The 22,034-nt window shown below is 72.3% G+C and carries 17 protein-coding genes; 7 read left to right on the top strand and 10 right to left on the bottom strand.

What is annotated here, in order from left to right; genetic code table 11:
• Positions 1–5 precede the first annotated feature (5 nt).
• Genes KUM03_RS05740 through KUM03_RS05725 form a run of 4 tightly spaced genes read right to left on the bottom strand, consistent with a single transcriptional unit; the run spans position 6 to position 4,114 of the window.
• Positions 6–554, bottom strand: coding sequence for a GNAT family N-acetyltransferase (locus KUM03_RS05740; protein ID WP_217245898.1), 549 nt, complete (start codon positions 552–554; stop codon positions 6–8).
• Positions 547–1,746: a type III PLP-dependent enzyme gene (locus tag KUM03_RS05735; protein WP_308406255.1), complete on the bottom strand. Its 1,200-nt coding sequence runs from the start codon at positions 1,744–1,746 to the stop codon at positions 547–549. Before KUM03_RS05735 ends, KUM03_RS05740 begins: the two co-directional genes overlap by 8 nt.
• Positions 1,743–3,077 (bottom strand): DUF6271 family protein, encoded by a 1,335-nt coding sequence (locus KUM03_RS05730; protein WP_217245897.1) that lies wholly within the window; start codon positions 3,075–3,077, stop codon positions 1,743–1,745. Before KUM03_RS05730 ends, KUM03_RS05735 begins: the two co-directional genes overlap by 4 nt.
• A complete protein-coding gene (locus KUM03_RS05725) occupies positions 3,059–4,114 on the bottom strand; it encodes a phytanoyl-CoA dioxygenase family protein (RefSeq protein WP_217245896.1) in 1,056 nt (351 codons plus the stop codon). Before KUM03_RS05725 ends, KUM03_RS05730 begins: the two co-directional genes overlap by 19 nt.
• A gap of 479 nt (positions 4,115–4,593) precedes the next feature.
• Here KUM03_RS05725 and KUM03_RS05720 point away from each other — a divergent pair, with 479 nt between their 5' ends.
• The gene (locus tag KUM03_RS05720) at positions 4,594–6,120 is read left to right on the top strand and encodes a glycoside hydrolase family 3 N-terminal domain-containing protein (RefSeq protein ID WP_217245895.1); all 1,527 of its coding nucleotides are present in this window, start codon (positions 4,594–4,596) and stop codon (positions 6,118–6,120) included.
• Between the two features lie 281 nt (positions 6,121–6,401).
• On the opposite strand, the gene hemE is transcribed toward KUM03_RS05720, so the two are convergent.
• Positions 6,402–7,469 (bottom strand): uroporphyrinogen decarboxylase, encoded by a 1,068-nt coding sequence (hemE, locus tag KUM03_RS05715; RefSeq protein ID WP_217245894.1) that lies wholly within the window; start codon positions 7,467–7,469, stop codon positions 6,402–6,404.
• A 162-nt stretch (positions 7,470–7,631) separates the two neighbouring features.
• Here hemE and KUM03_RS05710 point away from each other — a divergent pair, with 162 nt between their 5' ends.
• The 5 genes from KUM03_RS05710 to KUM03_RS05690 all read left to right on the top strand — a co-directional run bounded on the left by KUM03_RS05710 (position 7,632) and on the right by KUM03_RS05690 (position 14,213).
• Positions 7,632–8,309, top strand: coding sequence for a DUF3000 domain-containing protein (locus KUM03_RS05710; protein ID WP_217245893.1), 678 nt, complete (start codon positions 7,632–7,634; stop codon positions 8,307–8,309).
• Between the two features lie 292 nt (positions 8,310–8,601).
• Positions 8,602–9,264, top strand: a complete 663-nt coding sequence (locus KUM03_RS05705) for a response regulator transcription factor (RefSeq protein WP_003972894.1) — start codon at positions 8,602–8,604, stop codon at positions 9,262–9,264.
• A 161-nt stretch (positions 9,265–9,425) separates the two neighbouring features.
• On the top strand, positions 9,426–10,712 hold the full coding sequence (locus tag KUM03_RS05700) for a ribonuclease D (RefSeq protein WP_217245892.1): 1,287 nt from the start codon (positions 9,426–9,428) through the stop codon (positions 10,710–10,712).
• 157 nt (positions 10,713–10,869) lie between these two features.
• On the top strand, positions 10,870–12,087 hold the full coding sequence (locus KUM03_RS05695; RefSeq protein ID WP_217245891.1) for an acetyl-CoA C-acyltransferase: 1,218 nt from the start codon (positions 10,870–10,872) through the stop codon (positions 12,085–12,087).
• Positions 12,084–14,213: a 3-hydroxyacyl-CoA dehydrogenase NAD-binding domain-containing protein gene (locus tag KUM03_RS05690; RefSeq protein ID WP_217245890.1), complete on the top strand. Its 2,130-nt coding sequence runs from the start codon at positions 12,084–12,086 to the stop codon at positions 14,211–14,213. The genes KUM03_RS05695 and KUM03_RS05690 overlap by 4 nt, the downstream gene beginning before the upstream one ends.
• A 99-nt stretch (positions 14,214–14,312) precedes the next feature.
• On the opposite strand, the gene KUM03_RS05685 is transcribed toward KUM03_RS05690, so the two are convergent.
• Positions 14,313–15,329, bottom strand: coding sequence for a hypothetical protein (locus KUM03_RS05685; protein WP_217245889.1), 1,017 nt, complete (start codon positions 15,327–15,329; stop codon positions 14,313–14,315).
• 70 nt (positions 15,330–15,399) lie between these two features.
• Between KUM03_RS05685 and KUM03_RS05680 the strand changes: the two genes are divergently transcribed.
• Positions 15,400–15,777 carry an NTP pyrophosphohydrolase gene (locus tag KUM03_RS05680; RefSeq protein WP_217245888.1) on the top strand — a complete coding sequence of 126 codons (378 nt, stop codon included), beginning with the start codon at positions 15,400–15,402 and terminating at the stop codon, positions 15,775–15,777.
• 215 nt (positions 15,778–15,992) lie between these two features.
• Here the strand turns inward: KUM03_RS05680 and KUM03_RS05675 are convergent, their stop codons facing one another.
• From KUM03_RS05675 to KUM03_RS05660, 4 genes are all read right to left on the bottom strand, one after another.
• Positions 15,993–17,552, bottom strand: coding sequence for an amino acid permease (locus KUM03_RS05675; RefSeq protein WP_217245887.1), 1,560 nt, complete (start codon positions 17,550–17,552; stop codon positions 15,993–15,995).
• Between the two features lie 119 nt (positions 17,553–17,671).
• A complete protein-coding gene (gene dxs, locus KUM03_RS05670) occupies positions 17,672–19,600 on the bottom strand; it encodes a 1-deoxy-D-xylulose-5-phosphate synthase (protein WP_217245886.1) in 1,929 nt (642 codons plus the stop codon).
• A 259-nt stretch (positions 19,601–19,859) separates the two neighbouring features.
• Positions 19,860–21,152 (bottom strand): sugar ABC transporter permease, encoded by a 1,293-nt coding sequence (locus tag KUM03_RS05665; RefSeq protein WP_217245885.1) that lies wholly within the window; start codon positions 21,150–21,152, stop codon positions 19,860–19,862.
• Positions 21,149–21,940 carry an ATP-binding cassette domain-containing protein gene (locus tag KUM03_RS05660; RefSeq protein ID WP_164412101.1) on the bottom strand — a complete coding sequence of 264 codons (792 nt, stop codon included), beginning with the start codon at positions 21,938–21,940 and terminating at the stop codon, positions 21,149–21,151. The genes KUM03_RS05665 and KUM03_RS05660 overlap by 4 nt, the downstream gene beginning before the upstream one ends.
• Positions 21,941–22,034: the final 94 nt, after the last annotated feature.

The raw sequence follows: 22,034 nt of genomic DNA, 5'->3' as shown, positions 1-22,034 counted from the left end.
GCGCATCAGCTCACTTCGCGCAGGGACGGGAGGAGGGAGGGGGCCGCCGGGACCGGTCGGGACATGTAGACGGCGTCCGTGCCGTAGGCGCCGTCGGGCACGACCCCGGGGTGCGGCAGGAAGCCGCGTGTCGTCCAGAAGGGCCCGGTGCCGGCGACGGCGACCAGGGAGATCCGTTCGTCCCCGCGCGCCCGGGCGGTGCCGGTCAGGTGCCGCAGGAGGTGCCGGGCCAGGCCCCGGCGGCGCAGGTCCGGCGCCACGACGATGTCGTGCAGGTGGAGGTTGCCGGGTCCGGGTCCGGGCCCGGTCGCCGTGTCCTCGGCCCGCTCCAGGTCCGGGTAGCGGCGGAAGGGGTAGGGCAGGGCCAGCAGGTAGCCGGCCGTGCGGGCGCCGACGTCCAGGACGAAGCAGGTGTCCGGCGACGCCGCCGCCCGGGACTGGAGCACCGCCCGGCCCTCGGAGAGGCCCAGTCCCGTGTAGGCGTCCCGCTCCAACTCCACGACGGTGTCCCAGTCGCCGACGGCGATGCGGCGTACGCGCACGGTGTCAGCCATCGGCGCCGGCCCCGTCCGGCCGGCCCGCCCAGGCGTGCGGAAGCGGGGCGAAGCCGTTGAAGCCCAGGGTCGTGTAGCTGGTCGCGTACGCCCCGCTGGACAGCACCCAGACCGGGTCGCCCGAGGCCAGCGCCCTCGGTACCGGGACCAGTCCCGCCTCGTGGGCGTAGGCGTCGTCGCTGTCGCAGGTGGGTCCGGCGACGACGGCGGGGACGTACGGCCCTGTGGTGTGGCCCGGGAAGACCAGCGGGTACTGGAGCGCGTCCATCTCGTACAGGCCGTTGAACTTGCCACAGCTCAGGTAGAGCCAGTGCCGGCGCTCGCCGTCCGTCCCGCGGCGCTCGGCGAGGCGGGCGACGTGCGCGCGGATCGCACCGTGGTCGGCGACGAGGTGCCTTCCGGGCTCGATGACGAACTCCAGGGGGCCGCCGTGCACGCGGCGCAGCTCGTCCATGCCCTCCCGGATCACCGCGAAGATCTTGTCCAGCGGCGGTTCGAGCGGGGCGCCGTGCCGGTCCCGGTAGCCGAGCGCGGGCAGGCCGCCGCCGAGGTTGACGTGGTCGACGCGGATGCCCCGCAGGTCCAGGGCGTGCAGGACGGCGCCCAGATCCTCCAGGGCCGTGTGCCACGCCTCGCCCGTCATCTGCTGGGAGCCGACGTGCACGGACAGTCCGGCCGGGACCAGCCCGAGGTCCCGGGCCCGTTCCATGATGCGTACGGCGTCGCCGGGCGGGCTCCCGAACTTGTGGCTCAGGCCCCACACGGCGCCCGCTCCGCCGGTCGCCACCCGGCAGAAGACGCGGGCGCCGGGGGCGTGGACGGCGAGGGCGGCCACGTCCTGGAGGCTGTCGGTCGCGAAGGTGCGGATGCCGAGGCGGTGCGCCTCGGCGATGTTCCGGTCGGACTTGACGGTGTTGCCGTAGTGCGTCCGCCCGGCCGGCACCCCGGCCCGCAGCGCCTGCGCCACCTCGCCGGGGCTCGCCGCGTCGACCCCCGCGCCCTTGCGCGCCAGGAGGCCGAGGACCTCGTCGAGCGGGCAGGCCTTCATCGCGAACCGCACCCGGACGTCCGGCAGTTCGCGGCGCAGGGCGTCGTAGCGCCGCTCGATGCCGGCCAGGTCGTAGACGATCCGGTCCCCGGGGGCGGCGGCGAGGGCCGCGGCCAGGGACTCGCTGAGGACGGCGGCCGTCACCGCGCCCGCCCCGGCTGCCCGGCCGAGGGCGGGACGGGTGTGTCCTTGGCGGCGGCCACCAGCCCTTCCCAGGCCTCCGTCAGCAGCGCGAAGTCCGCCATGTCGCCGCGTGCCTCGTCGAGGAGGCGGTCGCGCCGGCCGGCCAGCAGTCCGGCGAACTCGGCGTACCGGCCGCCGAGGCGCCGGTAGGCGGTGTCCAGGGTGTCGAGGCGGCGGACGTTCTCCGCGGGGTCGAGTTCCGTGCTCTCGCGGGCCAGGGCGGCGACGGCCGCGGGGCGGGGCCGGCCGTGTTCGTCCAGCAGTGCGTCGCCGGCCTCGGCCATCCGGTCGTAGACGTGGTGGAAGTGGAGCATCGACAGGAGGAACTTGGCGAAGCGCGTCTGGTAGGCGAGGAAGCCGGGCCCGGTTCTGCGTTCGCCGGTGTGGTAGTTGACGATGTGCCGGTTGTGCAGCACGCCGGGCAGCCGGGCGTCGTGCACCAGGTGGATGAGGAAGTAGTCGCTGCCGATGGTGTCCCTGGCGGGCGGCAGCGGCACCCGTTCGGTGACGGTTCCGGCGTGGAAGGCGATGTTGCACATGTCCACCCGCATCGGGTCGACGAGCGCGAGCAGCGAGTGGTCGCCCGTGAAGGGGTCGGTGCCGGCGCCCCGGAAGGACTCCTCGACCAGTTCCCGTTTCCGCTCGGCGGACCAGTGTCCGGGCGCCCAGAGGGCGACGACGTCGTGGTAGACCTCCGGGTCGGCGTCGCGCATCCGCGCGAGGTCGACGGAGAGTTCGCCGACGAAGGAGCCGCCGACCATGGCCACCCGCCGGTCCAGGAGCCGGTCCGGCAGGGTGGACTCCGTGACGTGCGGCAGGGCGTCGGCCGCGCGGACGCCGAGCGAGAGCAGTTCGTGGTGGACGGGGAAGACCGTACGGCCGTGCGGGCTCTGGTAGCGGCTGTCGGAGTCCCTGCGGTGGACGGAGTCGCAGCCGAGCGCCGCCGCGATCAGGAAGGCCCGGTCGGTGCAGGCGCCGTAGGAGACGCCGTCCGGGAGCAGCAGGTCGAGGAGCAGGTCGGGCTTGGCGTCGCCGGACCGGGCGGTGACCCGTCGCAGGAAGCCGCGCTGGGCGGCCTCGTCGAGGTGGTGCGCCGTGATCCGGGGGTGCGCGGGCAGGCGCCGTACGGCTTCGGCGTGTTCGGCGTGCACCGGGGGCGGGCAGGAGTCGAGGACCAGCAGCTGGACGTCGACGTCGAAGTGGTGCACGGCGTGTGCCGCTTCGGCGCCGAGGGCCGCGATGGTGTCCGGGCAGTGCCGGTTGGTGGGCAGGGTCAGGCAGATGCTGCGCATGCGGCTTCCCCGGTGGTGTCGTCGCCGTGCCAGGACTTGAGGCCCAGCAGTCTCGCGCCCAGGTCGTTCAGTTCGGCGGGGCCGTAGCGCTCGGACTCGGGGCGGCGGGCGTCGCCGAGGAGCGTGGCGTTCCACTCGGGGGTGGCGAGGGTGCGCCAGGAGTGGACGCGGGAGTCGCGCAGGGTCCGGTGGGTCTCCAGCGCGGGCATCATCGACAGGTACTGGACCGCGCGGACGCCGTCGCCGGAGGTGTTGGGCGCCACGCCGTGGGCCAGCAGGCCGTTCCAGATGAGCAGGTCGCCGGCCTCCAGGTCGGGCCGTACGACGGGCATGTCCTCGCGGTCGATCGCGGGACGGATCGGGTCGCGGTCGTCGGGCTGGAGCGCCTTCCAGCGGTCGAAGCGGCGGAAGAGTTCGGGACAGCACTGGAAGCCGCCGTGGTCCGGCTTGGTGTCGTCGAGCGCGATGATGCCCTGCACGCGCTGGGGCAGGACACCGAGGGAGGTGTCTACGTCCCAGTGCAGCTCGATGTCGAAGCCGCGGTCCGGTTTGTCGATGAGGGCGCGGTCGCGGTTGCCGGTGTTGGGCGGGTTGAGGTTGAGGCGGTCGAGGGTGACCCAGAGCTCCTCGCAGTCCCACACGTCGACGAAGGCGTCGTAGACGCGCCGGGTCTGGCGGCTGTCCCAGACGAGCTGGTGGTGGTACGCCTCGACGAAGCCGTAGATGTGCAGTTCCCGGTCGAGGTCGGAGCGGTACTCGCGGTCCTGGTACCAGGTGTCGGGGCGGCCGGGGTCGAGGCCCTGGAACTCCCACGCGAAGTCGAGGAGCCGGCGCGCGGAGTCGGCGGGTATCGCCTCCTTCACCACGACGTAGCCGTAGGTCTGCCAGTGGGCGAAGTCCTCCTCGGACAGCACCCGCAGGGGGCGTGTCTTGTCGAGGTCGCGCAACTGGGTGCGGGCCAGGTAGGTGTCGGCGTCCGCGCTGAAGTAGGGGATGGCCGACGGGGCTCGGTGGAGGAAGGAATCGGGCGTCGCCATGGGGTGCTCCAGATCCTCGCCGTCGCCTGGTCGAGGGCGTCGGCGGAGTGCGCGACGGAGGTCGGGCCGTCACGCATGAGGTCGGTGGGCAGCGGGGCCCGCTCGCGTCCGGTGCGGAGCGGGTCAGGGCGGCGAGGGCGGCTCGGAGGGACGGGGTCTCCCTGGTCGGGGGTGACCCGGTCCGCGCCCCCGTCCGGGTGGTCGTCTCGTCCGGGGTGGTCGTCACGGAAGTCGTCGCCGCGGGAGCGGCCTTGGCGGCCGGCCGTGGCAGAGCGCCGACGGGAGGACGCTCGTGTCACATGCGTCCCTCGCCGAACTTGCGCCTCACAATGGACTAGACCAAGCGGCACTGTCAACAACCGTTGTAGCGACCAGAGTTGACGCTGGGGCGTCGACAAGTCACCTCTTGACACGTCTGGTTAACCTGGGCACGCAACGGCTTGGTCTATACCAAGCCTCCGAACCGAAAGGCGCGGTCGATGTCCTCCAGCAGGCCCAGCAGCGAGTTGCGTCGGCTCGCTCTCTCCGTCCTCCAGCCGGGATTCGTGGGCACCGAGCCGCCCGACTGGATCCTGCGCGACATCTCCGACGGACTGGCCTCCGTCGTGCTCTTCTCCCGCAACATCGTCTCCACCGAACAGGTCGCCCGGCTGACCGCTCGGCTGCGCGCGGAGAACCCCGCGCTGATCGTGGCCATCGACGAGGAGGCCGGGGATGTCACCCGCATCGAGTCCGCCACCGGGTCGTCCCGGCCCGGCAACCTCGCCCTCGGCACCGTCGACGACACGGAGCTGACCGAGGCCGTCGCCGCCGACCTGGGCCGGCAGTTGCACGCCGCCGGGGTAAGCCTCGACTACGCGCCGAGCACGGACGTCAACTCGAACCCCGACAACCCGATCATCGGCGTACGCTCCTTCGGCGCCGATCCGGAGGTGGTGTCACGGCACACCACCGCGTGGATCACGGGGCTCCAGTCCTCCGGGGTCGCCGCCTGCGCCAAGCACTTCCCCGGCCACGGCGACGTGGCCGTCGACTCCCACCACGACCTGCCGGCCTACGGTGCCGCGCGGGAGGCGATCGAGGCCCAGGCCCTGCCGCCGTTCCGCGCCGCCGTGGCCGCCGGCGTCCGTGCCGTCATGAGCGGCCACCTGCTCGTGCCCGCCTACGACCCCGACCTGCCCGCCACACTCAGCCGGCGCATCCTCCAGGGCCTGCTGCGCGAAGACCTGGGCTTCGACGGCCTGATCGTGAGCGACGCCATCGAGATGGGCGCCGTCACCGCCCGGCACGGAATCGACGGGGCCGCGGCGAAGGCCGTCGCCGCCGGGGTGGACGCCGTGTGCGTGGGCGGCGAGAGCGCCGAGGAGGCCACCGTCGACCTCCTGGTCAAGGCGCTGGTCACCGCGGTGGACGCCGGTGAGCTGCCGGAGGAACGGCTGGCCGAGGCGGCGCGCCGGGTCCGGGAGTTCGCCGACTGGTCGGCGGGACTGAGGGCGGCCGGCTCCGCCGGTGCCGGACCGGTGGCCGCGGACCCCGTCGGCCAGGTCGCCGCACGCCGTGCCGTACGGCTCACCGGGGCCGCGCGGGACGCCCTGCCGCTGACCGCCGCGCCGCACGTCGTGGAACTCGCGCCGCTCACCAACCTGGCCGTCGGCAGCCAGACGCCGTGGGGCGTCGCCGATCCGCTGCGGGAGCGGCTGCCGGGCACGACCTCCGTGCGGGTGGGCGATCGGGAACTGGAGGAGGGGACGGTCGCCCTGGAGCGCTGCGCCCTCGAACCGGCCGCGGGGCGACCGCTGGTGATCGTCGCCCGGGACGCGGCCCGGCACGCCTGGATGGACCGCGCGGTCACCGGCCTCACCGCGGCGCGACCGGACGCGATCGTGGTGGAGATGGGCCTGCCGGGCACCTACGGCACCGGAACGGCCCGGATCTTCACCCACGGCGCGAGCGCCGCTTCGGGGGTGGCCGCGGCGGAAGTCCTGACAGGCGCTGCTCCACGCTGAGCGGGGCGTCTTCGAGGGTGAATGCGGACGGCCTCCCGCACCCGGGTGGCGGCGAACGGGAGACGTCGGCTGCGCCGTCTCCCGACACCTCGCCGCCCGCAGCGGTTACGCGGGCGCGGCGACGGCGGGTCGATGCCGTGTCCGGAGCGCGGAGGCGCAACGGAGCGCCGAGGTGAGAGGAGCGTGCTCCGACGGGCCTGACGGAGCCCGTCGTCACCGGGCGGAACCCGTCGTCACCCGGCGGCTGCCCGGTGCGTCGGCGCGCCGACGGTCCTCGGCGCTCAGCGCGCGGTCTGCGTGTGCACGTACTCCACGAGGCGGCTCAGCGCGTCCGGGTCCGTGTCGGGCAGGACGCCGTGGCCGAGGTTGAAGACGTGGCCCTCCAGGCCGGCCGCCGCGTCCAGGATCTCGCGGGCACTGGCCTCGACCGCCTGCGGGGTGGAGAAGAGGAGGGCGGGGTCCAGGTTGCCCTGGAGCGCCTTGCCGGGGCCGACGCGGCGGGCGGCCTCGTCCAGCGGGACCCGCCAGTCGACGCCGACGACGTCCGCGCCGGCCTCGCCCATGTCGCGCAGGAGTTCGCCGGTGCCGACGCCGAAGTGGATGCGCGGCACGCCGTACCCGGCGACGGCCTCGAAGACCTTGCGGGAGGCCGGCTGCACGAAGCGGCGGTAGTCCGCGGGGGCCAGGGCGCCGACCCAGGAGTCGAAGAGCTGGACCGCGCTCGCGCCCGCCTCGATCTGCACCTTGAGGAAGGCGGCGGTGATGTCGGCCAGGCGGTCCAGGAGGTCGGCCCACAGCTGCGGGTCGCCGTACATGAGCGCCTTGGTGTGCTCGTGGTTGCGGGACGGGCCGCCCTCCACGAGGTAGCTGGCGAGGGTGAAGGGGGCGCCCGCGAAGCCGATCAGCGGGGTGGCGCCCAGCTCGCGGGTGAGCAGGCCGTACGCCTCGGTGACGTAGGAGACGTCCTCGGGGGTGAGGTCGCGCAGGCGGGCCAGGTCGGCGCGAGTGCGGATCGGCTTCTCGACGACCGGGCCGACGCCGGGCTTGATGTCGAGGTCGATACCGATGGCCTTGAGCGGGACCACAATGTCGCTGAAGTAGATCGCCGCGTCCACGCCGTGCCGGCGCACCGGCTGGAGGGTGATCTCGGCGACCAGCTCCGGCCGCATGCAGGACTCGAGCATCGGGATGCCCTCGCGCACCTTGCGGTACTCCGGCAGCGAGCGCCCGGCCTGCCGCATGAACCACACGGGGGTGTGCGGCACCGGCTCACGCCTGCACGCCTTGAGGAACGCGGAGTCGTACGTGGCGGTCGGCTGCTTGCCCGCGGGGCTCTGTTCGGCACTCACACCGGCAAGTCTCGCATGCCCCTCGGACAGCGCCCGACCACGGGTGCGACCGCGCGCGAGCCGCGCGGGGGCGCCCGCACGGAACGGCGTGATCCGGACATCGCGCCCGCACGCGGGTGTCCCTCCCTGCGCCGGGGCGCTGTTCCGCTTAATCTTCCCCGCATGGCTGCGGCTCAGGGACGACTGTCGGACGGCGCTGGCGGAATGGACGAGACGAAGGGTACCGAGGAGGATTCCCGGCGTACGGGGAGTACGGCTCCGCCGCCCTTCGCGGCCGCCGTCGAAGCGCTCAGGGCCGCGCGACTGCGGCCGCAGGTCGAGGTGGAGGCGGTACCCCCGCCGAAGCGGCTCGCCCCGTACGCGTACGCCTTGGAGGCGGCGGTCGTCGACGGCGACGAGGACCTGGCGGACGGACGGCTGGTGCTGCTGCACGACCCGGCCGGACACGACGCCTGGCACGGCACCTTCCGGCTGGTGACGCTGGTGCGGGCCGAGCTGGAGCCGGAGATGGCCGCCGACCCGCTGCTGCCCGACGTCTGCTGGTCCTGGCTCACCGGCGCGCTCCAGGCGCGCGGACTGACCTACGGCGAGCCCAGTGGCACGGTCACGCGGGCGAGCTCCCACTACTTCGGCGGGCTCTCCGCGCGGCCGTCCGCCTCGCAGATCGAGATCCGGGCCTCCTGGACGCCGCGCGAAGGGCTGGGCGGCGTCCCGGACACCGCCGCGCACCTGGCCTCGTGGTGCGATCTGCTGGCGCAGGTCGCGGGTCTGCCGCCGGCCGCGCCCGGCGACGCGTCGATCGTGACGCTGCCGCAGCGCCGCGGCCCGCAGTCGCGCTAGCCCCGCCCACCCCCTCCGCGTCCTCCACACCGGGGCCCGCTCCGGCCCGCGAAACGTTCCGTCACTTTGTCGACACGGCCACTTTCGGCCCTGTATCGACAAAGTGCGAAACCGTTCGGTCTTCGAATGATCGACCGCGTGTCCGAATTGCTCGGATTGTTACTCACCAGATCGTGATCATTCTCTAAAGGCGGACGCGTTCGGTGCCGAAGACGACTGTGACCTTGAAAGCACGGTTCGTCCCGGCTTCGTCCCCCACGAGCCGGCCCCGTCCCGCACCCCAGGAGGCCTGGTGTCCGTTCTCCTCGAGCAGCCTGCAAGCCTGGTCGCCTACCGCCCGAACAAGCCGACCGCCATGGTGGTCGTGGCCGACCCGCGCGTCCGTTCCACCGTCACCCGCCACCTGTGGGCGCTCGGTGTGCGCGACGTCATCGAGGCCTCGTCCGTCGCGGAGGCTCGTCCCCGCATCGGCAACCCCCGCGACATCTGCGTCGCCGACGTCCACCTCCCCGACGGCTCCGGCCTGACCCTGCTGTCGGAGACCCGCGCGGCGGGCTGGCCCAACGGCCTCGCCCTGTCCGCCGCCGACGACATCGGCGCCGTGCGCAACGCCCTGGCCGGCGGCGTCAAGGGCTACGTCGTCACCGGCACCCGCACCAACGTCGGGCTGCCCACCCGGCCGGGCGCCGCACCCATCGGCGCCGCCGCCGCCCGCCTGCACCGCCGCCCCCCGGGCGCCCCGAGCCACCCGGGCGGCTACCGCGAGCTCTCCGGCCGCGAGGTCGAGGTGCTGCGGCTGGTCGCGGAGGGCCAGTCGAACAAGGCGATCGGCGTCTCGATGGGCCTGTCCGCCCTGACCGTCAAGAGCCACCTGGCCCGCATCGCCCGCAAGCTCGGCACGGGCGACCGCGCCGGGATGGTCGCCGTGGCCCTGCGGACCGGGATCATCCACTGACCGCTCCCCCACTCCTTCCCCTCCCCTCCCCCTCCCATGCCCGCCGCCACCGTCCCCGTGAAGCCGATCTTTCACTGACCTGACTGGTTTACGACCCTCCGGCGCCCGCCGACGGAACGTTCCGTCGGCGGGCGCGGTCGATCCACGGATACCCTTGACAGGTGACCGACGCCCACGAAACCGCAGCAGACCTTTCACTGCGAACCACCGGAGGCGCCCCTCCGGACGACGCCGGATCTTCTGCGAGTCAGGCGCCGACACCCTTGCTGGAACCACGCGAGGGCATTCCGCCGGTGATCGCCGACGCGGCGGCCCTCGCCGAGGTGACCGCCGCCTTCGCCGCCGGGCACGGCCCGGTCGCCGTCGACGCCGAGCGCGCCTCCGGCTACCGCTACGGGCAGCGGGCGTACCTGGTGCAGCTGCGCCGCGAGGGCGCCGGCACCGCGCTGATCGACCCGGTGGCCTGCCCCGACCTGTCCGCGCTGGGCGCGGCGATCGCCGACACCGAGTGGGTGCTGCACGCGGCCACCCAGGACCTGCCGTGCCTGCGTGAAATAGGGATGGTGCCCACCCGCATCTTCGACACCGAGCTGGCGGGACGGCTGGCCGGTTTCCCGCGGGTCGGTCTCGGCGCGATGGTGGAGAACGTGCTGGGCTTCGTCCTGGAGAAGGGCCACTCGGCCGTCGACTGGTCCACCCGCCCGCTGCCCGAGCCCTGGCTGCGCTACGCCGCGCTCGACGTCGAGCTTCTGGTCGACCTGCGCGACGCGCTGGAGAAGGAACTGGACCGGCAGGGCAAGCTGGACTGGGCCCGGCAGGAGTTCGACGCGATCGCCTCCGCCCCGCCGCCCGAGCCCCGCAAGGACCCGTGGCGCCGTACGTCCGGCATGCACAAGGTGCGCCGCCGCCGGCAGCTCGCCGTCGTACGGGAGCTGTGGCAGACCCGGGACCGGATCGCGCAGCGCCGGGACGTCTCGCCGGGCAAGGTGCTCGGGGACGCCGCCATCGTCGAGGCCGCGCTCGCGCTGCCGCCCAACGCGCACGCGCTGGCCGCGCTGAACGGGTTCGGGCGGGTCAACCGCCGACAGCTGGAGCAGTGGCAGGTGGCGGTCGACCGGGCCCGGGGCCTGTCCGAGTCGCAGCTGCCGCAGCCCGGCCAGCCGGTGACCGGTCCCCCGCCGCCGCGGGCGTGGGCCGACAAGGACCCGGCTGCCGCGGCCCGGCTCACCGCGGCGCGCGCGGCGGTGACGGCACTGGCCGAACGGCTGAGCATGCCGCAGGAGAACCTGATCACCCCGGACACGGTGCGCCGGGTGTGCTGGGAGCCGCCGGCCACCCTCGACGAGGAGTCGGTGGGCGGGGCCCTCGCCGGGCACGGGGCCCGGCCCTGGCAGGTGGAGCAGGTGACGCCGGTGCTGGTGACGGCGTTGGCCGAGGGCGTGTCGTAGGAGGACGGGTCGCGGGATGCCCCCGGTGGTGTGACGTTCGCCGCTCGCGCCGGGGGGACTGGGCAGCTACGTTACCCACAAGTAGCATGGGGCTGAGCGCGCGCTCAGTGCATGCGTGCCGCAGCAGTGCCATCCCGCACCCTGGAGGAGAGCCATCGTGCCTCGTACCGTCAGGGACGTCGTCTTCGTAGACGGCGTCCGCACCCCGTTCGGCAAGGCGGGCCCGAAGGGCATCTACCACGAGACCCGCGCCGACGACCTGGTCGTGAAGGCGATCCGGGAGCTGCTGCGCCGCAATCCCGGTCTCGACCCCAAGAAGATCGACGAGGTCGCCGTCGCCGCGACCACGCAGATCGGCGACCAGGGCCTGACCATCGGCCGCACCGCCGGCATCCTGGCGGGCCTGCCCACCTCGGTCCCGGGCTACTCCATCGACCGCATGTGCGCGGGCGCCCTGACCGCCGTCACCTCGGTGGCCGGCTCGGTCGCCTTCGGCGCGTACGACGTCGCCGTCGCGGGCGGTGTCGAGCACATGGGCCGCCACCCGATGGGCGAGGGCGTCGACCCGAACCCGCGGTTCGTCAGCGAGAAGCTGGTCGACGAGTCCGCCCTGTTCATGGGCATGACCGCGGAGAACCTGCACGACCGCTACCCGAGCATCACCAAGCAGCGCGCCGACGAGTACGCGGTGCGCTCGCAGGAGAAGGCCGCCAAGGCGTACGCAGGCGGCCAGATCCAGGCCGACCTGGTGCCGGTCTCCGTGCGCCGCACCAACGAGGAGGCCGGTGAGACGGGCTGGGGCCTGGTCACCGCCGACGAGCCGATGCGTCCGGGCACCACGCTGGAGAACCTGGCGGGCCTGAAGACGCCCTTCCGCGTGCACGGCCGGGTCACCGCGGGCAACGCGGCCGGTCTGAACGACGGCGCCACCGCCTCCCTCATCGCGAGCGAGGACTTCGCCCGGGAGAACAACCTCCCGGTGAAGATGCGCCTGGTCTCCTACGCCTTCGCGGGCGTGGAGCCGGAGGTCATGGGCTACGGCCCGATCCCGGCCACGGAGAAGGCCCTGGCCCAGGCCGGGCTGTCCATCTCCGACATCGGCCTGTTCGAGATCAACGAGGCCTTCGCCGTCCAGGTCCTCGCCTTCCTGGAGCACTACGGCATCGCCGACGACGACGCCCGCGTCAACCAGTACGGCGGCGCCATCGCCTTCGGCCACCCGCTGGCCTCCTCCGGCGTCCGCCTGATGACGCAGCTGGCCCGCCAGTTCGAGGAGCAGCCGCACGTCCGCTACGGCCTGACCACCATGTGCGTCGGCTTCGGCATGGGCGCGACGGTCGTCTGGGAGAACCCGCACTTCGAGGGGGACAAGTGAGCACCACCGCAGAGCTTCTGAAGGGTGCGGCCGAGCTGTTCCCCGGCGAGGTCGTCACCAGCGCCCACGTGCGCCACTTCGACCTGCCCCTCGGCGCCGGGCGCTTCGCGCTCATCACCCTGGACAACGGCCACGACCACACCAAGCCGACCACGCTGGGCCCCCAGTCGCTGGCGAACATCGACGCCGCGATCGACCAGGTCGAGAAGGAGGCCGCGGACGGCGACATCGTCGGCGTCGGCGTCACCGGCAAGCCGTTCATCTTCGCGGTCGGCGCCGACCTCAAGGGCGTCGAGCTGCTGAAGCGGCACGAGGACGCGCTGGCCATCGGCAAGGGCGGCCACGACGTCTTCAAGCGGCTGGCGAAGCTGGCCGTGCCGACCTTCGCGTACTACAACGGTGCCGCCATGGGCGGCGGCGTCGAGATCGGCCTGCACTGCGCGTACCGCACGGTGTCGGCGGCCCTCCCGGCGTTCTCCCTCCCCGAGGTCTTCCTCGGCCTGGTCCCCGGCTGGGGCGGCTGCACGCTGCTGCCGAACCTGATCGGCGCCGACAAGGCCGTCTCGGTCATCATCGAGAACAGCCTCAACCAGAACAAGCAGCTCAAGGGCGCGCAGGTCTACGAGCTCGGCATCGCGGACGCGATCTTCGAGGGCGCGGACTTCCTGGAGCAGTCGCTGATCTGGACGGCGTCCGTCCTCAACGGCGAGATCGCGGTCGAGCGTCCGGCGATCGACCGCGGCGAGGCCTGGGACCAGGCCGTCGCCAAGGGCCGCTTCATCGCGGACTCCAAGGTGCACGGCGCGGCCCCGGCCGCCTACCGCGCCCTGGACATCATCGCCGCCGCCAAGAACGGCGACCTCCAGCAGGGCTACGACGCCGAGGACCAGGCCCTCGCCGACCTGATCATGGGCGGCGAACTGCGCTCCGGCATCTACGCCTTCAACCTGGTGCAGAAGCGCGGCAAGCGCCCCGCGGGCGCCCCGGACAAGTCGCTGGCCCGCCCGGTCACCAAGGTGGGCGTGGTCGGCGCCGGCCTGATGGCCTCCCAGCTCGCGCTGCTGTTCCTGCGCCGCCTGGAGGTGCCGGTCGTCCTGACCGACATCGACCAGGAGCGCGTCGACAAGGGTGTGGGCTACGTCCACGCCGAGATCGACAAGCTGCTCGGCAAGGGCCGTATCAACCAGGACAAGGCCAACCGCCTCAAGGCGCTCGTCTCCGGCGTCCTGGACAAGGCCGAGGGGTTCGCGGACGCGGACTTCGTCATCGAGGCCGTGTTCGAGGAGATGGGCGTCAAGCAGAAGGTCTTCGCGGAGGTCGAGGCGGTCGCCCCGGCGCACGCGATCCTGGCGACGAACACCTCGTCCCTCTCCGTCTCGGAGATGGCGTCGAAGCTGAAGCACCCCGAGCGGGTCGTCGGCTTCCACTTCTTCAACCCGGTCGCGATCCTCCCGCTGCTGGAGATCGTGCGCGGCGAGCAGACCGACGAGGCCTCGCTGGCCACGGCGTTCGGCGTCGCCAAGAAGCTGAAGAAGACCGCGGTCCTCGTCAAGGACGCCCCGGCGTTCGTCGTGAACCGCATCCTGACCCGCTTCATGGGCGAGATCCAGAACGTCATCGACGAGGGCACGCCGGTGGACGTGGCGGAGAAGGCGGTCGAGCCCCTCGGCCTGCCGATGTCCCCGCTGGTCCTGCTGGAGCTGGTCGGCCCGGCGATCGGCCTGCACGTCTCCGAGACCCTGAACCGGGCCTTCCCGGAGCGCTTCACGGTCTCCCCGAACCTCAAGGCGGTAGTCGAGGCCGGCAAGCGCGGCTTCTACCTCTACGACAGCGGCAAGCCCGAGCTGGACCCGGAGGTCGCCGCGCTCCTCAAGCAGGGCGACACCGTCCTGACGGAGGAGCAGGTGCGGGCGCGGGTGCTCGACGCGGTGGCCCAGGAGATCGGCCTGATGCTCGACGAGGACGTCGTCGCCGAGGCCCAGGACATCGACCTCTGCCTGATCACCGGCGCCGGCTGGCCCTTCCACCTGGGCGGCATCACGCCGTACCTGGACCGCGAGGGCGTCTCCGAGCGGGTGAACGGGAAGCGGTTCCTGGAGCCGGGGGTGGCTTCGGTTCCCGCGTAGCTCCGGCCTCGGACAGACCGATGGGCCGTACCGGATTCGTCCGGTACGGCCCATCGGGCGTTCCGTCACTCGTGGTGCCGACGGACGCCGGCTCGGTCGTCACACCGCTTCCCACGCCCCCAGCGCCAGCCCCGCCTCGTCCTTCCGCCTCGCCAGCAGCAGCTCCCCGGTCGACGGGGACAGGATCGCCGCGACCACGCGGGCGTCGGCGTCCAGGGCGAGGGAGACCGTCGCGTCGGTCGGCAGCACCGGCCCAGACTCGGTCCACCAGGCGCCCGCCGGCTCCTGTTCGCTGGGGTAGGCCGCGAACGCGATCCGGCCGGAGGACGAGCGCTGTGCCAGCAGCGTGCAGTCGTGGCCGTCCAGTTCACAGCGGACGGCCGCGATCGGGCCGGGGCCCGCCGCGGTGACCAAGGGCACGGGCTCGGCTCCGGGGCGCCAGGCGCACAGGGTGCCGGACGCGTCGATGAAGAACAGGGTGGTGTTCTCGTCGGAGGTCGCCAGGGCGCGCAGGGTGCCCGGACGGACTTCGGTCTCCACCGTCTCCACCAGCTGGATCGGCTTGCCCATCTCCTCCTGACGCCAGTGCATGACACGGCCGGGGCGGGATGCGTAGGCCTCGATGCGCCCGGCTCTGCCCACCACCCCGACTGGCGAGTCGTGGAGTTCCTCGCCCTTGAAGTCGCGCCACGGGCCCCAGCCGCCCTTCTCCTTCTGGGCGCGCATGCTGAGCCCGCCGCCGCCGTTGCGCACGAAGACGTGGGCGCGTCCCTGGTGGTCGACCGCGACGGTGGGCGTGCCGGTCCGGTCCCCTTTGCCGTTCGGGTGGCCGATGGGTTCCCAGTCCAGGGAGGCCAGCAGCGGCCGGAAGTGCGTGCAGTGCACCAGGCCGGACTCGCCGGGGGATGTGGGCCGCCAGGCGACCAGGTGCGCGTAGGCGTCGGTGCCCTGGCCGACCGTCAGCACAGGGTGCAGCCGCTGGTCACCGCCGATCCTGCGCGGGGCGCCCCAGGAACCGCCCGGTGCCTGCTCCGCCCGGCACAGGGCGGCATCGTGGGACTTCTGATAGACGCTGAGTCGGCCGTCCCGGCCGCGTATGAGCCACTCGCCGTTCACCTGATCATTTTATGCGGCCGTATCCGGGCTCGCTCCGGCCGGGTGGGTCGGCGCGTGCGACCCTGACCTCATGAGCGACAGTGGCCCCCTCCTGGTGATCGTCGACGCCGCGAACGTCGTCGGGTCGGTTCCCGACGGCTGGTGGCGGGATCGGCGGGGGGCCGCGGAGCGGCTGCGGGACCGGCTGGCGGCGGACGGGGTGCCGGGGCTGGGCTCTCCGGTGGAGGTCGTCCTCGTCGTCGAGGGCGCGGCCCGGGGAGTGGGCTCCGTGCCCGGCGTACGGGTGGAGTCGGCGCCCGGCAGCGGGGACGACCACATGGTCGCGCTGGTCGCGGGTGCCACCGGTGACCGTGCCGTCCTGGTGGTGACGGCCGACCGCGAGCTGCGCCGCCGGGTGACGGAGCTGGGCGCTCGGGTGGCGGGGCCGCGGACGGTACGACCGGTGTGACGGCGCTCGGGTCGCCCGTCTGCCCGAGCCGCGCACCATCGTCCACGTACTGGCCCGGCCACGCACGCCGCCGGCTCACGCCGCCGGAAGAGCCGGGCGGCCGAGCGGGCCGGGCGCGGCGTCCGGCGGCGCACGAGATCCGCCCTCCGTCCAAAGGGACCGGCCCCGCCGCCGCGTGAGAGCAAGGCGTACGGGGCCTGAGCGGCGAACCGGGGCTACGGGGTCCCGCCGCCTCCGGACGGCTTCGACGGGCCGCCGGCCGGGGCCTCCTCGCCGCGGCCCAGGCGGCTGTGCGTGCGGCTGTAGAGGAAGTACACGACGACGCCGATCGCCATCCAGACGCCGAACCGCACCCAGGTCTCCGCGGGCAGGTTCAGCATCAGCCACAGCGAGGCGGCGACCGACACGATCGGCAGCAGCGGGACCAGCGGGGTGCGGAAGGCGCGGGGCAGGTCGGGACGGGTGCGGCGCAGGATGATGACGCTGAGCGCGACGACGACGAACGCGAACAGGGTGCCGATGTTCACCAGTTCCGCCAGCTCGCTCAGGCTGGTGAAGCCGGCGACGATCGCGATGATCACGCCGAGCAGGATGGTCGGCCGGTACGGGGTCCGGAACTTCGGGTGGACGCGGGAGAAGAAGCGCGGCAGCAGTCCGTCGCGGCTCATCGCGAAGAACACCCGGGTCTGGCCGAGCAGCAGGATCATGCAGACGGTGGTCAGGCCGACGGCGGCGCCGAAGCTGATCACACCCGCGAAGAAGGGGTGCCCGGTGGACTTGAACGCGTCGGCGAGCGGGGCGTCGATGGACAGCTCGCTGTAGTGCTGCATGCCGGTGACGACGATCGAGACGGCGACGTAGAGCGCGGTGCAGATGAAGAGCGAACCGAGGATGCCCCGGGGCATGTCCCGCTGCGGGTTCTTGGTCTCCTCGGCGGCCGTGGCGACGATGTCGAAGCCGATGAAGGCGAAGAAGACGACCGAGGCGGCGGTGAAGATGCCCATGACGCCGAAGTTGGCCGGTGCCCAGCCGAACATCAGCTGGATCAGGGGCGAGTCGAGTCCCCCGCCCGCTTCCACCGGCTTCGACTCGGGGACGAACGGGTCGTAGTTGGAGCCCTTGACGAAGAAGGCGCCCGCGATGATCACGATGAGGACGACGGTCACCTTGATGGCGACGACGAGCGAGGTGACCCGCGCGGAGAGCTTCATGCCGAGGACGAGGATGCCGGTGAGGACCAGCACCAGGACGGCGGCGAGGATGTCGAAGCCGAAGCCCTCGGCGCCGTCCCGTCCGGCCAGCGCCTCGGGCATCTGCCAGCCCGCGTTGTCCATCAGCGAACGGATGTAGCCCGACCAGCCGACGGCCACCACCGCCGTACCGAGCGCGAATTCCAGGACCAGGTCCCAGCCGATGATCCAGGCGGGCAGTTCGCCGAGCGAGGCGTAGGAGAAGGTGTACGCCGAACCGGCCACCGGCACGGTGGAGGCGAACTCGGCGTAGCAGAGCGCGGCGAGCGCGCAGACCACGCCGGCCACGACGAAGGCCAGGGCCACGGCGGGCCCGGCGTTGTTCTTGGCGACCGTGCCGGTCAGTACGAAGATGCCGGTGCCGATGATGACACCGACGCCGAAGACCGTCAGGTCCAGGGCGGACAGGGATTTCTTGAGCGCGTGCTCGGGCTCCTCCGTGTCCCGGATGGACTGCTCGATCTTCTTGGTCCTGAAAAGACTGCTGCTGCTCACGGGTACCTCCGAGCTTGTCGTCCCCGACATGATCGAGAGGGGGGCGTACTGCGTATGCCCCGGCGTGAGCGGATTCATACGGATGGGCAGGTTTCACCACTGCAACGAGTGGAGTACCTGCCCATCCGGCCGTACCTCGGTCGCGTGCGTCAGTCGCGCGCGGCCTCCACCGAGTCCACGTCGGCGCCCGTGCGCTCGTAGCGGCCGTCGAGCTTGGCGACCAGGCCGGTGACCTGACGGGCGATGTCCGGCGCGGTGAGGCCGATCTCGGCGAGGACCTCGGCGCGCGAGGCGTGGTCGAGGAAGCGCGGCGGGATGCCGAAGTCGCGCAGCGGGACGTCCACGCCCGCGTCGCGCAGCGCCTGGGCGACGGCGGAGCCGACACCGCCGACGCGCGAGTTGTCCTCGACGGTGACGACGACGCGGTGGCGCTCGGCGAGCGGGGCCATGGCCTCGTCGACGGGCTTGACCCAGCGCGGGTCGACGACGGTGGTGGAGATGCCCTGCTTGTTCAGCAGGTCCGCCACCTCCAGGCACATCGGGGCGAGGGCGCCGACGGAGACCAGCAGGACGTCCGGGTCGTCGGTGCCCGGGGCGCGCAGCACGTCCATGCCGCCGACGCGGCCGACGGCCGGCACGGCGGGGCCGACGGCGCCCTTGGAGAAGCGGACCACGGTCGGCGCGTCGTCCACCTCGACGGCCTCGCGCAGCTGGGCGCGGACCTGGTCGGCGTCGCGCGGGGCGGCGAGCCGGAGGCCGGGGACGACCTGGAGGATCGACATGTCCCACATGCCGTTGTGGGAGGCGCCGTCGGTGCCGGTGACGCCGGCCCGGTCCAGCACGAACGTCACGCCGCACTTGTGCAGGGCCACGTCCATCAGCACCTGGTCGAAGGCGCGGTTGAGGAAGGTGGCGTACACGGCGAAGACCGGGTGGACGCCGCCGTGGGCGAGACCGGCCGCGGAGACCGCGCCGTGCTGCTCGGCGATGCCGACGTCGTAGACGCGGTCCGGGAAGGCCTTGGCGAACTTGTCGAGGCCGACCGGCTGGAGCATGGCCGCGGTGATGGCGACGACGTCCTCGCGCTCCCGGCCGAGCTTCAGCATCTCGTCGCCGAAGACGCTGGTCCAGTCGGCGCCGGAGGTGGAGATGGGCAGGCCGGTGTCGGGGTGGATCTTGCCGACGGCGTGGAAGCGGTCGGCCTCGTCCTGCAGGGCGGGCTGGTAGCCGCGGCCCTTCTCGGTGAGGCAGTGCACGATGACGGGGCCGCCGAAGCGCTTGGCGCGGGTGAGGGCGGACTCCAGGGCCTCGAGGTCGTGGCCGTCGATCGGGCCGACGTACTTCAGGCCGAGGTCCTCGAACATGCCCTGCGGGGCGATGAAGTCCTTCAGGCCCTTCTTGGCGCCGTGCAGGGTGTCGTAGAGCGGGCGCCCGACGACCGGGGTGCGCTCCAGGACCTCCTTGGTGCGGGCCAGGAAGCGCTCGTAGCCGTCGGTGGTGCGCAGGGTCGCCAGGTGGTTGGCGAGGCCGCCGATGGTGGGGGCGTAGGAGCGCTCGTTGTCGTTGACGACGATGACGAGGGGGCGGTCCTTGGCGGCGGCGATGTTGTTCAGCGCCTCCCAGGCCATGCCGCCGGTGAGCGCGCCGTCGCCGATGACGGCGACGACGTGGTCGTCGCGCTCCAGGACCTGGTTGGCCTTGGCGATGCCGTCGGCCCAGCCGAGGACGGTGGAGGCGTGGCTGTTCTCGATGACGTCGTGCTCGGACTCCGCCTGCGAGGGGTAGCCGGACAGGCCGCCCTTCATCTTCAGCTTCGAGAAGTCCTGGCGTCCGGTGAGCAGCTTGTGCACGTAGGACTGGTGGCCGGTGTCCCAGAGCACCTTGTCCTTCGGCGAGTCGAAGAGGCGGTGCAGGGCGAGGGTGAGCTCCACCACGCCGAGGTTGGGGCCGAGGTGGCCGCCGGTCTTGGAGACGGCGTCGACGAGGAAGGTGCGGATCTCCTCTGCCAGCCGGCCCAGCTCTTCCAGGCTGAGCCGGTCCAGATCGCGCGGTCCCGTGATGCGGGTCAGCAGCGGCACCCGTGCCTCCTTGCAGTAGAGCTGTTGCCGGGCTCGTCGAGTCTAATGTTCCGCTCCGGCGGAACGTGTCCGGGCGGTGCGTCGTACGTCACGCGTTCGGCCTTACCCATCCGGAACCGGTTCTACGACTTCTGCGTCCGGGGGTGTGGTCCGCCCGCCGTCCCGGTCGGCGTGCGGGGCGGCGGGCGGACGACGGACCGCCCGCCCGGGGGCTCAGCCCGGGCGGGCGGTGGGTCGGCTGCGAGGGCGCGGTGGGCGCCTAGGCGCGGCCGGCCGTCTTCTGCGTCTTGCGGGTGACCGCGTCGATGACGACGGTCGCCAGCAGCACGCCACCGGTGATCATGTACTGGACCGGCGAGGCGATGCCCTCCAGGGCGAGGCCGTACTGGATGGAGACGATGACCATCACACCGAGCAGCGCGTCCCAGGTGCGGCCGCGGCCGCCGAAGAGGGACGTGCCGCCGATCACGGCCGCGGCGATGACGTTCATCAGGAACTCGCCGGTGCCCGCGCCCTGGTTGGCGGAGGCGATCTTCGACGCGACGAACAGGCCGCCGATCGCGGCGAAGGTGCCGGCGATCGCGAAGACCGAGATCCGGACCAGCTCCACGTTGATGCCGGCGCGGCGGGACGCCTCGACGCTGCCGCCGAGCGCGAAGACCTTGCGGCCGTAGGACGTGCGGCGCAGTACGAAGTCGGTGAGCAGCAGGAAGGCCAGGAAGATCACCACGGCCAGCGGCAGGCCCTTGTACTGGTTGAAGACGATCGCCACGGCGAAGGCCAGCACGGCGAGCAGCACCGTGCGGACGATGACCTCGTTCAGCGGCCGGGACGGCACCCCGGCGGCGGCGCGGCGGCGGTTGTCGAAGAAGGCGGAGACGAAGTACCCCGCCGTCACGACGATCGCCAGGCCGTAGGCGGCGGCCACGTCGCTGAAGTAGTAGCTGGTCAGCTTGACGACGATGCCGTCGCTGTTCAGGTTGATGGTGCCGTTGCTGCCGAGTATCTGCAGCATGAAGCCCTGCCAGAACAGCAGGCCGGCCAGTGTCACGGCGAAGGCGGGGACACCGATGCGGGCGAAGAAGAAGCCGTGGATGGCGCCCGCCACGGTGCCGGTGAGGATGGCCAGGACCAGGGCCAGGACCTCGTTCATGCCGTGCGTGATGTTCAGCACGGCGAAGGTGGCGCCCGCGACACCGCTGACCGAGCCGACCGACAGGTCGATCTCGCCGAGCAGCAGGACGAACACGATGCCGATGGCGATCATGCCCGTGCCGACCATGGTGACCGACATGTTGGAGAAGTTGCCGGCGGTGAGGAAGTTGGAGTTCAGGCTGGTGAAGATGGCCCAGATGATCAGCAGGCCGGCGACGACCGGGATGGACCCGAGGTCGCCCGCCTTCATCTTCCGCTTGAACTCGCCGAGGTATCCCGCGAATCCCTGCTCGCGCACCAGCAGCCGCGGGTCGACCGCGGTGGCCGCGCCGGAGGCCGCGGCGGGGTTCTCCGGCGTCTTGTCCTCGGCGGGGGTGGAGGTCTTGTCGATGCTCACTTCTTGATCTCCCCATTGGTGCGCGCCGCACGACGGGTCACGGCGTTCTCCGTGGCGCCCGTGATGGCGGAGATGATCTCTTCCTGCGAGGTCGACTTGACCTCGAAGACGCCGTTGTTGCGCCCGAGGCGCAGGACGGCGACCTTGTCGGCGACCGCCTTGACATCGGCCATGTTGTGGCTGATGAGGATGACGGCGTGACCGCGCTCGCGCAGCCGCTCCACGAGGTCGAGGACCTGCGCGGTCTGCTCGACGCCGAGCGCGGCGGTGGGCTCGTCGAGGATGACCAGCTTGGGCTCGCCGAGCATGGACCGGGCGATCGCCACGACCTGGCGCTGACCGCCGGAGAGGGAGGCGATCGGGATGCGGACGCTGGGGATGCGGATGGACAGCGTGTCCAGCAGCTCGCGGGAGCGGCGCTCCATCTCGACCTCGTCCAGGACACCGCGCCTGCGGATCTCGCGGCCCAGGTAGAGGTTGCCGACGACGTCGATGTTGTCGCACAGCGCGAGGTCCTGGTAGACGGTCGCGATGCCCAGGTTCTGGGCGTCGTGCGGCTTGTTGATGCTGACGGCCTTGCCGTCCCACTCGATGGCGCCTTCATCGATGGGGTGCACGCCGGCGATCGTCTTGACCAGCGTGGACTTTCCGGCGCCGTTGTCGCCCACCAGGGCGACCACTTCACCGGCGTGGACCTCAAGCTCTACGTCGGTGAGCGCCTGGACGGCACCGAATCGCTTGGAGACCCCGCGCAACGCCAGCACGGGCGTAGCGGACACGTGAACCATCTCCTTCGCCGCCTGACCCGGCGGGAGGTTGTGCAGAAGTATGAGGGGGGTTGTTCCGTCCGGCGCCCCGCGTAGCTTGCGGGGCTGTCGAGTG

Origin of the sequence: Streptomyces sp. AC602_WCS936, from assembly GCF_019049125.1 — a bacterium.
Lineage (GTDB): Bacteria > Actinomycetota > Actinomycetes > Streptomycetales > Streptomycetaceae > Streptomyces.
The sequence above is the reverse complement of the archived record's forward strand: the minus strand, read 5'-3'. Positions and strand labels throughout refer to the sequence as shown.

Excerpts from the sequence above, each read along its gene's own strand:
- KUM03_RS05660 (WP_164412101.1), bottom strand. The coding sequence starts at position 21,940 with ATGGTTCACGTGTCCGCTACGCCCGTGCTGGCGTTGCGCGGGGTCTCC.
- KUM03_RS05720 (WP_217245895.1), top strand. The coding sequence starts at position 4,594 with ATGTCCTCCAGCAGGCCCAGCAGCGAGTTGCGTCGGCTCGCTCTCTCC.
- KUM03_RS05710 (WP_217245893.1), top strand. The coding sequence starts at position 7,632 with ATGGCTGCGGCTCAGGGACGACTGTCGGACGGCGCTGGCGGAATGGAC.
- KUM03_RS05675 (WP_217245887.1), bottom strand. The coding sequence starts at position 17,552 with ATGTCGGGGACGACAAGCTCGGAGGTACCCGTGAGCAGCAGCAGTCTT.
- KUM03_RS05680 (WP_217245888.1), top strand. The coding sequence starts at position 15,400 with ATGAGCGACAGTGGCCCCCTCCTGGTGATCGTCGACGCCGCGAACGTC.
- KUM03_RS05725 (WP_217245896.1), bottom strand. The coding sequence starts at position 4,114 with ATGGCGACGCCCGATTCCTTCCTCCACCGAGCCCCGTCGGCCATCCCC.
- KUM03_RS05740 (WP_217245898.1), bottom strand. The coding sequence starts at position 554 with ATGGCTGACACCGTGCGCGTACGCCGCATCGCCGTCGGCGACTGGGAC.
- KUM03_RS05730 (WP_217245897.1), bottom strand. The coding sequence starts at position 3,077 with ATGCGCAGCATCTGCCTGACCCTGCCCACCAACCGGCACTGCCCGGAC.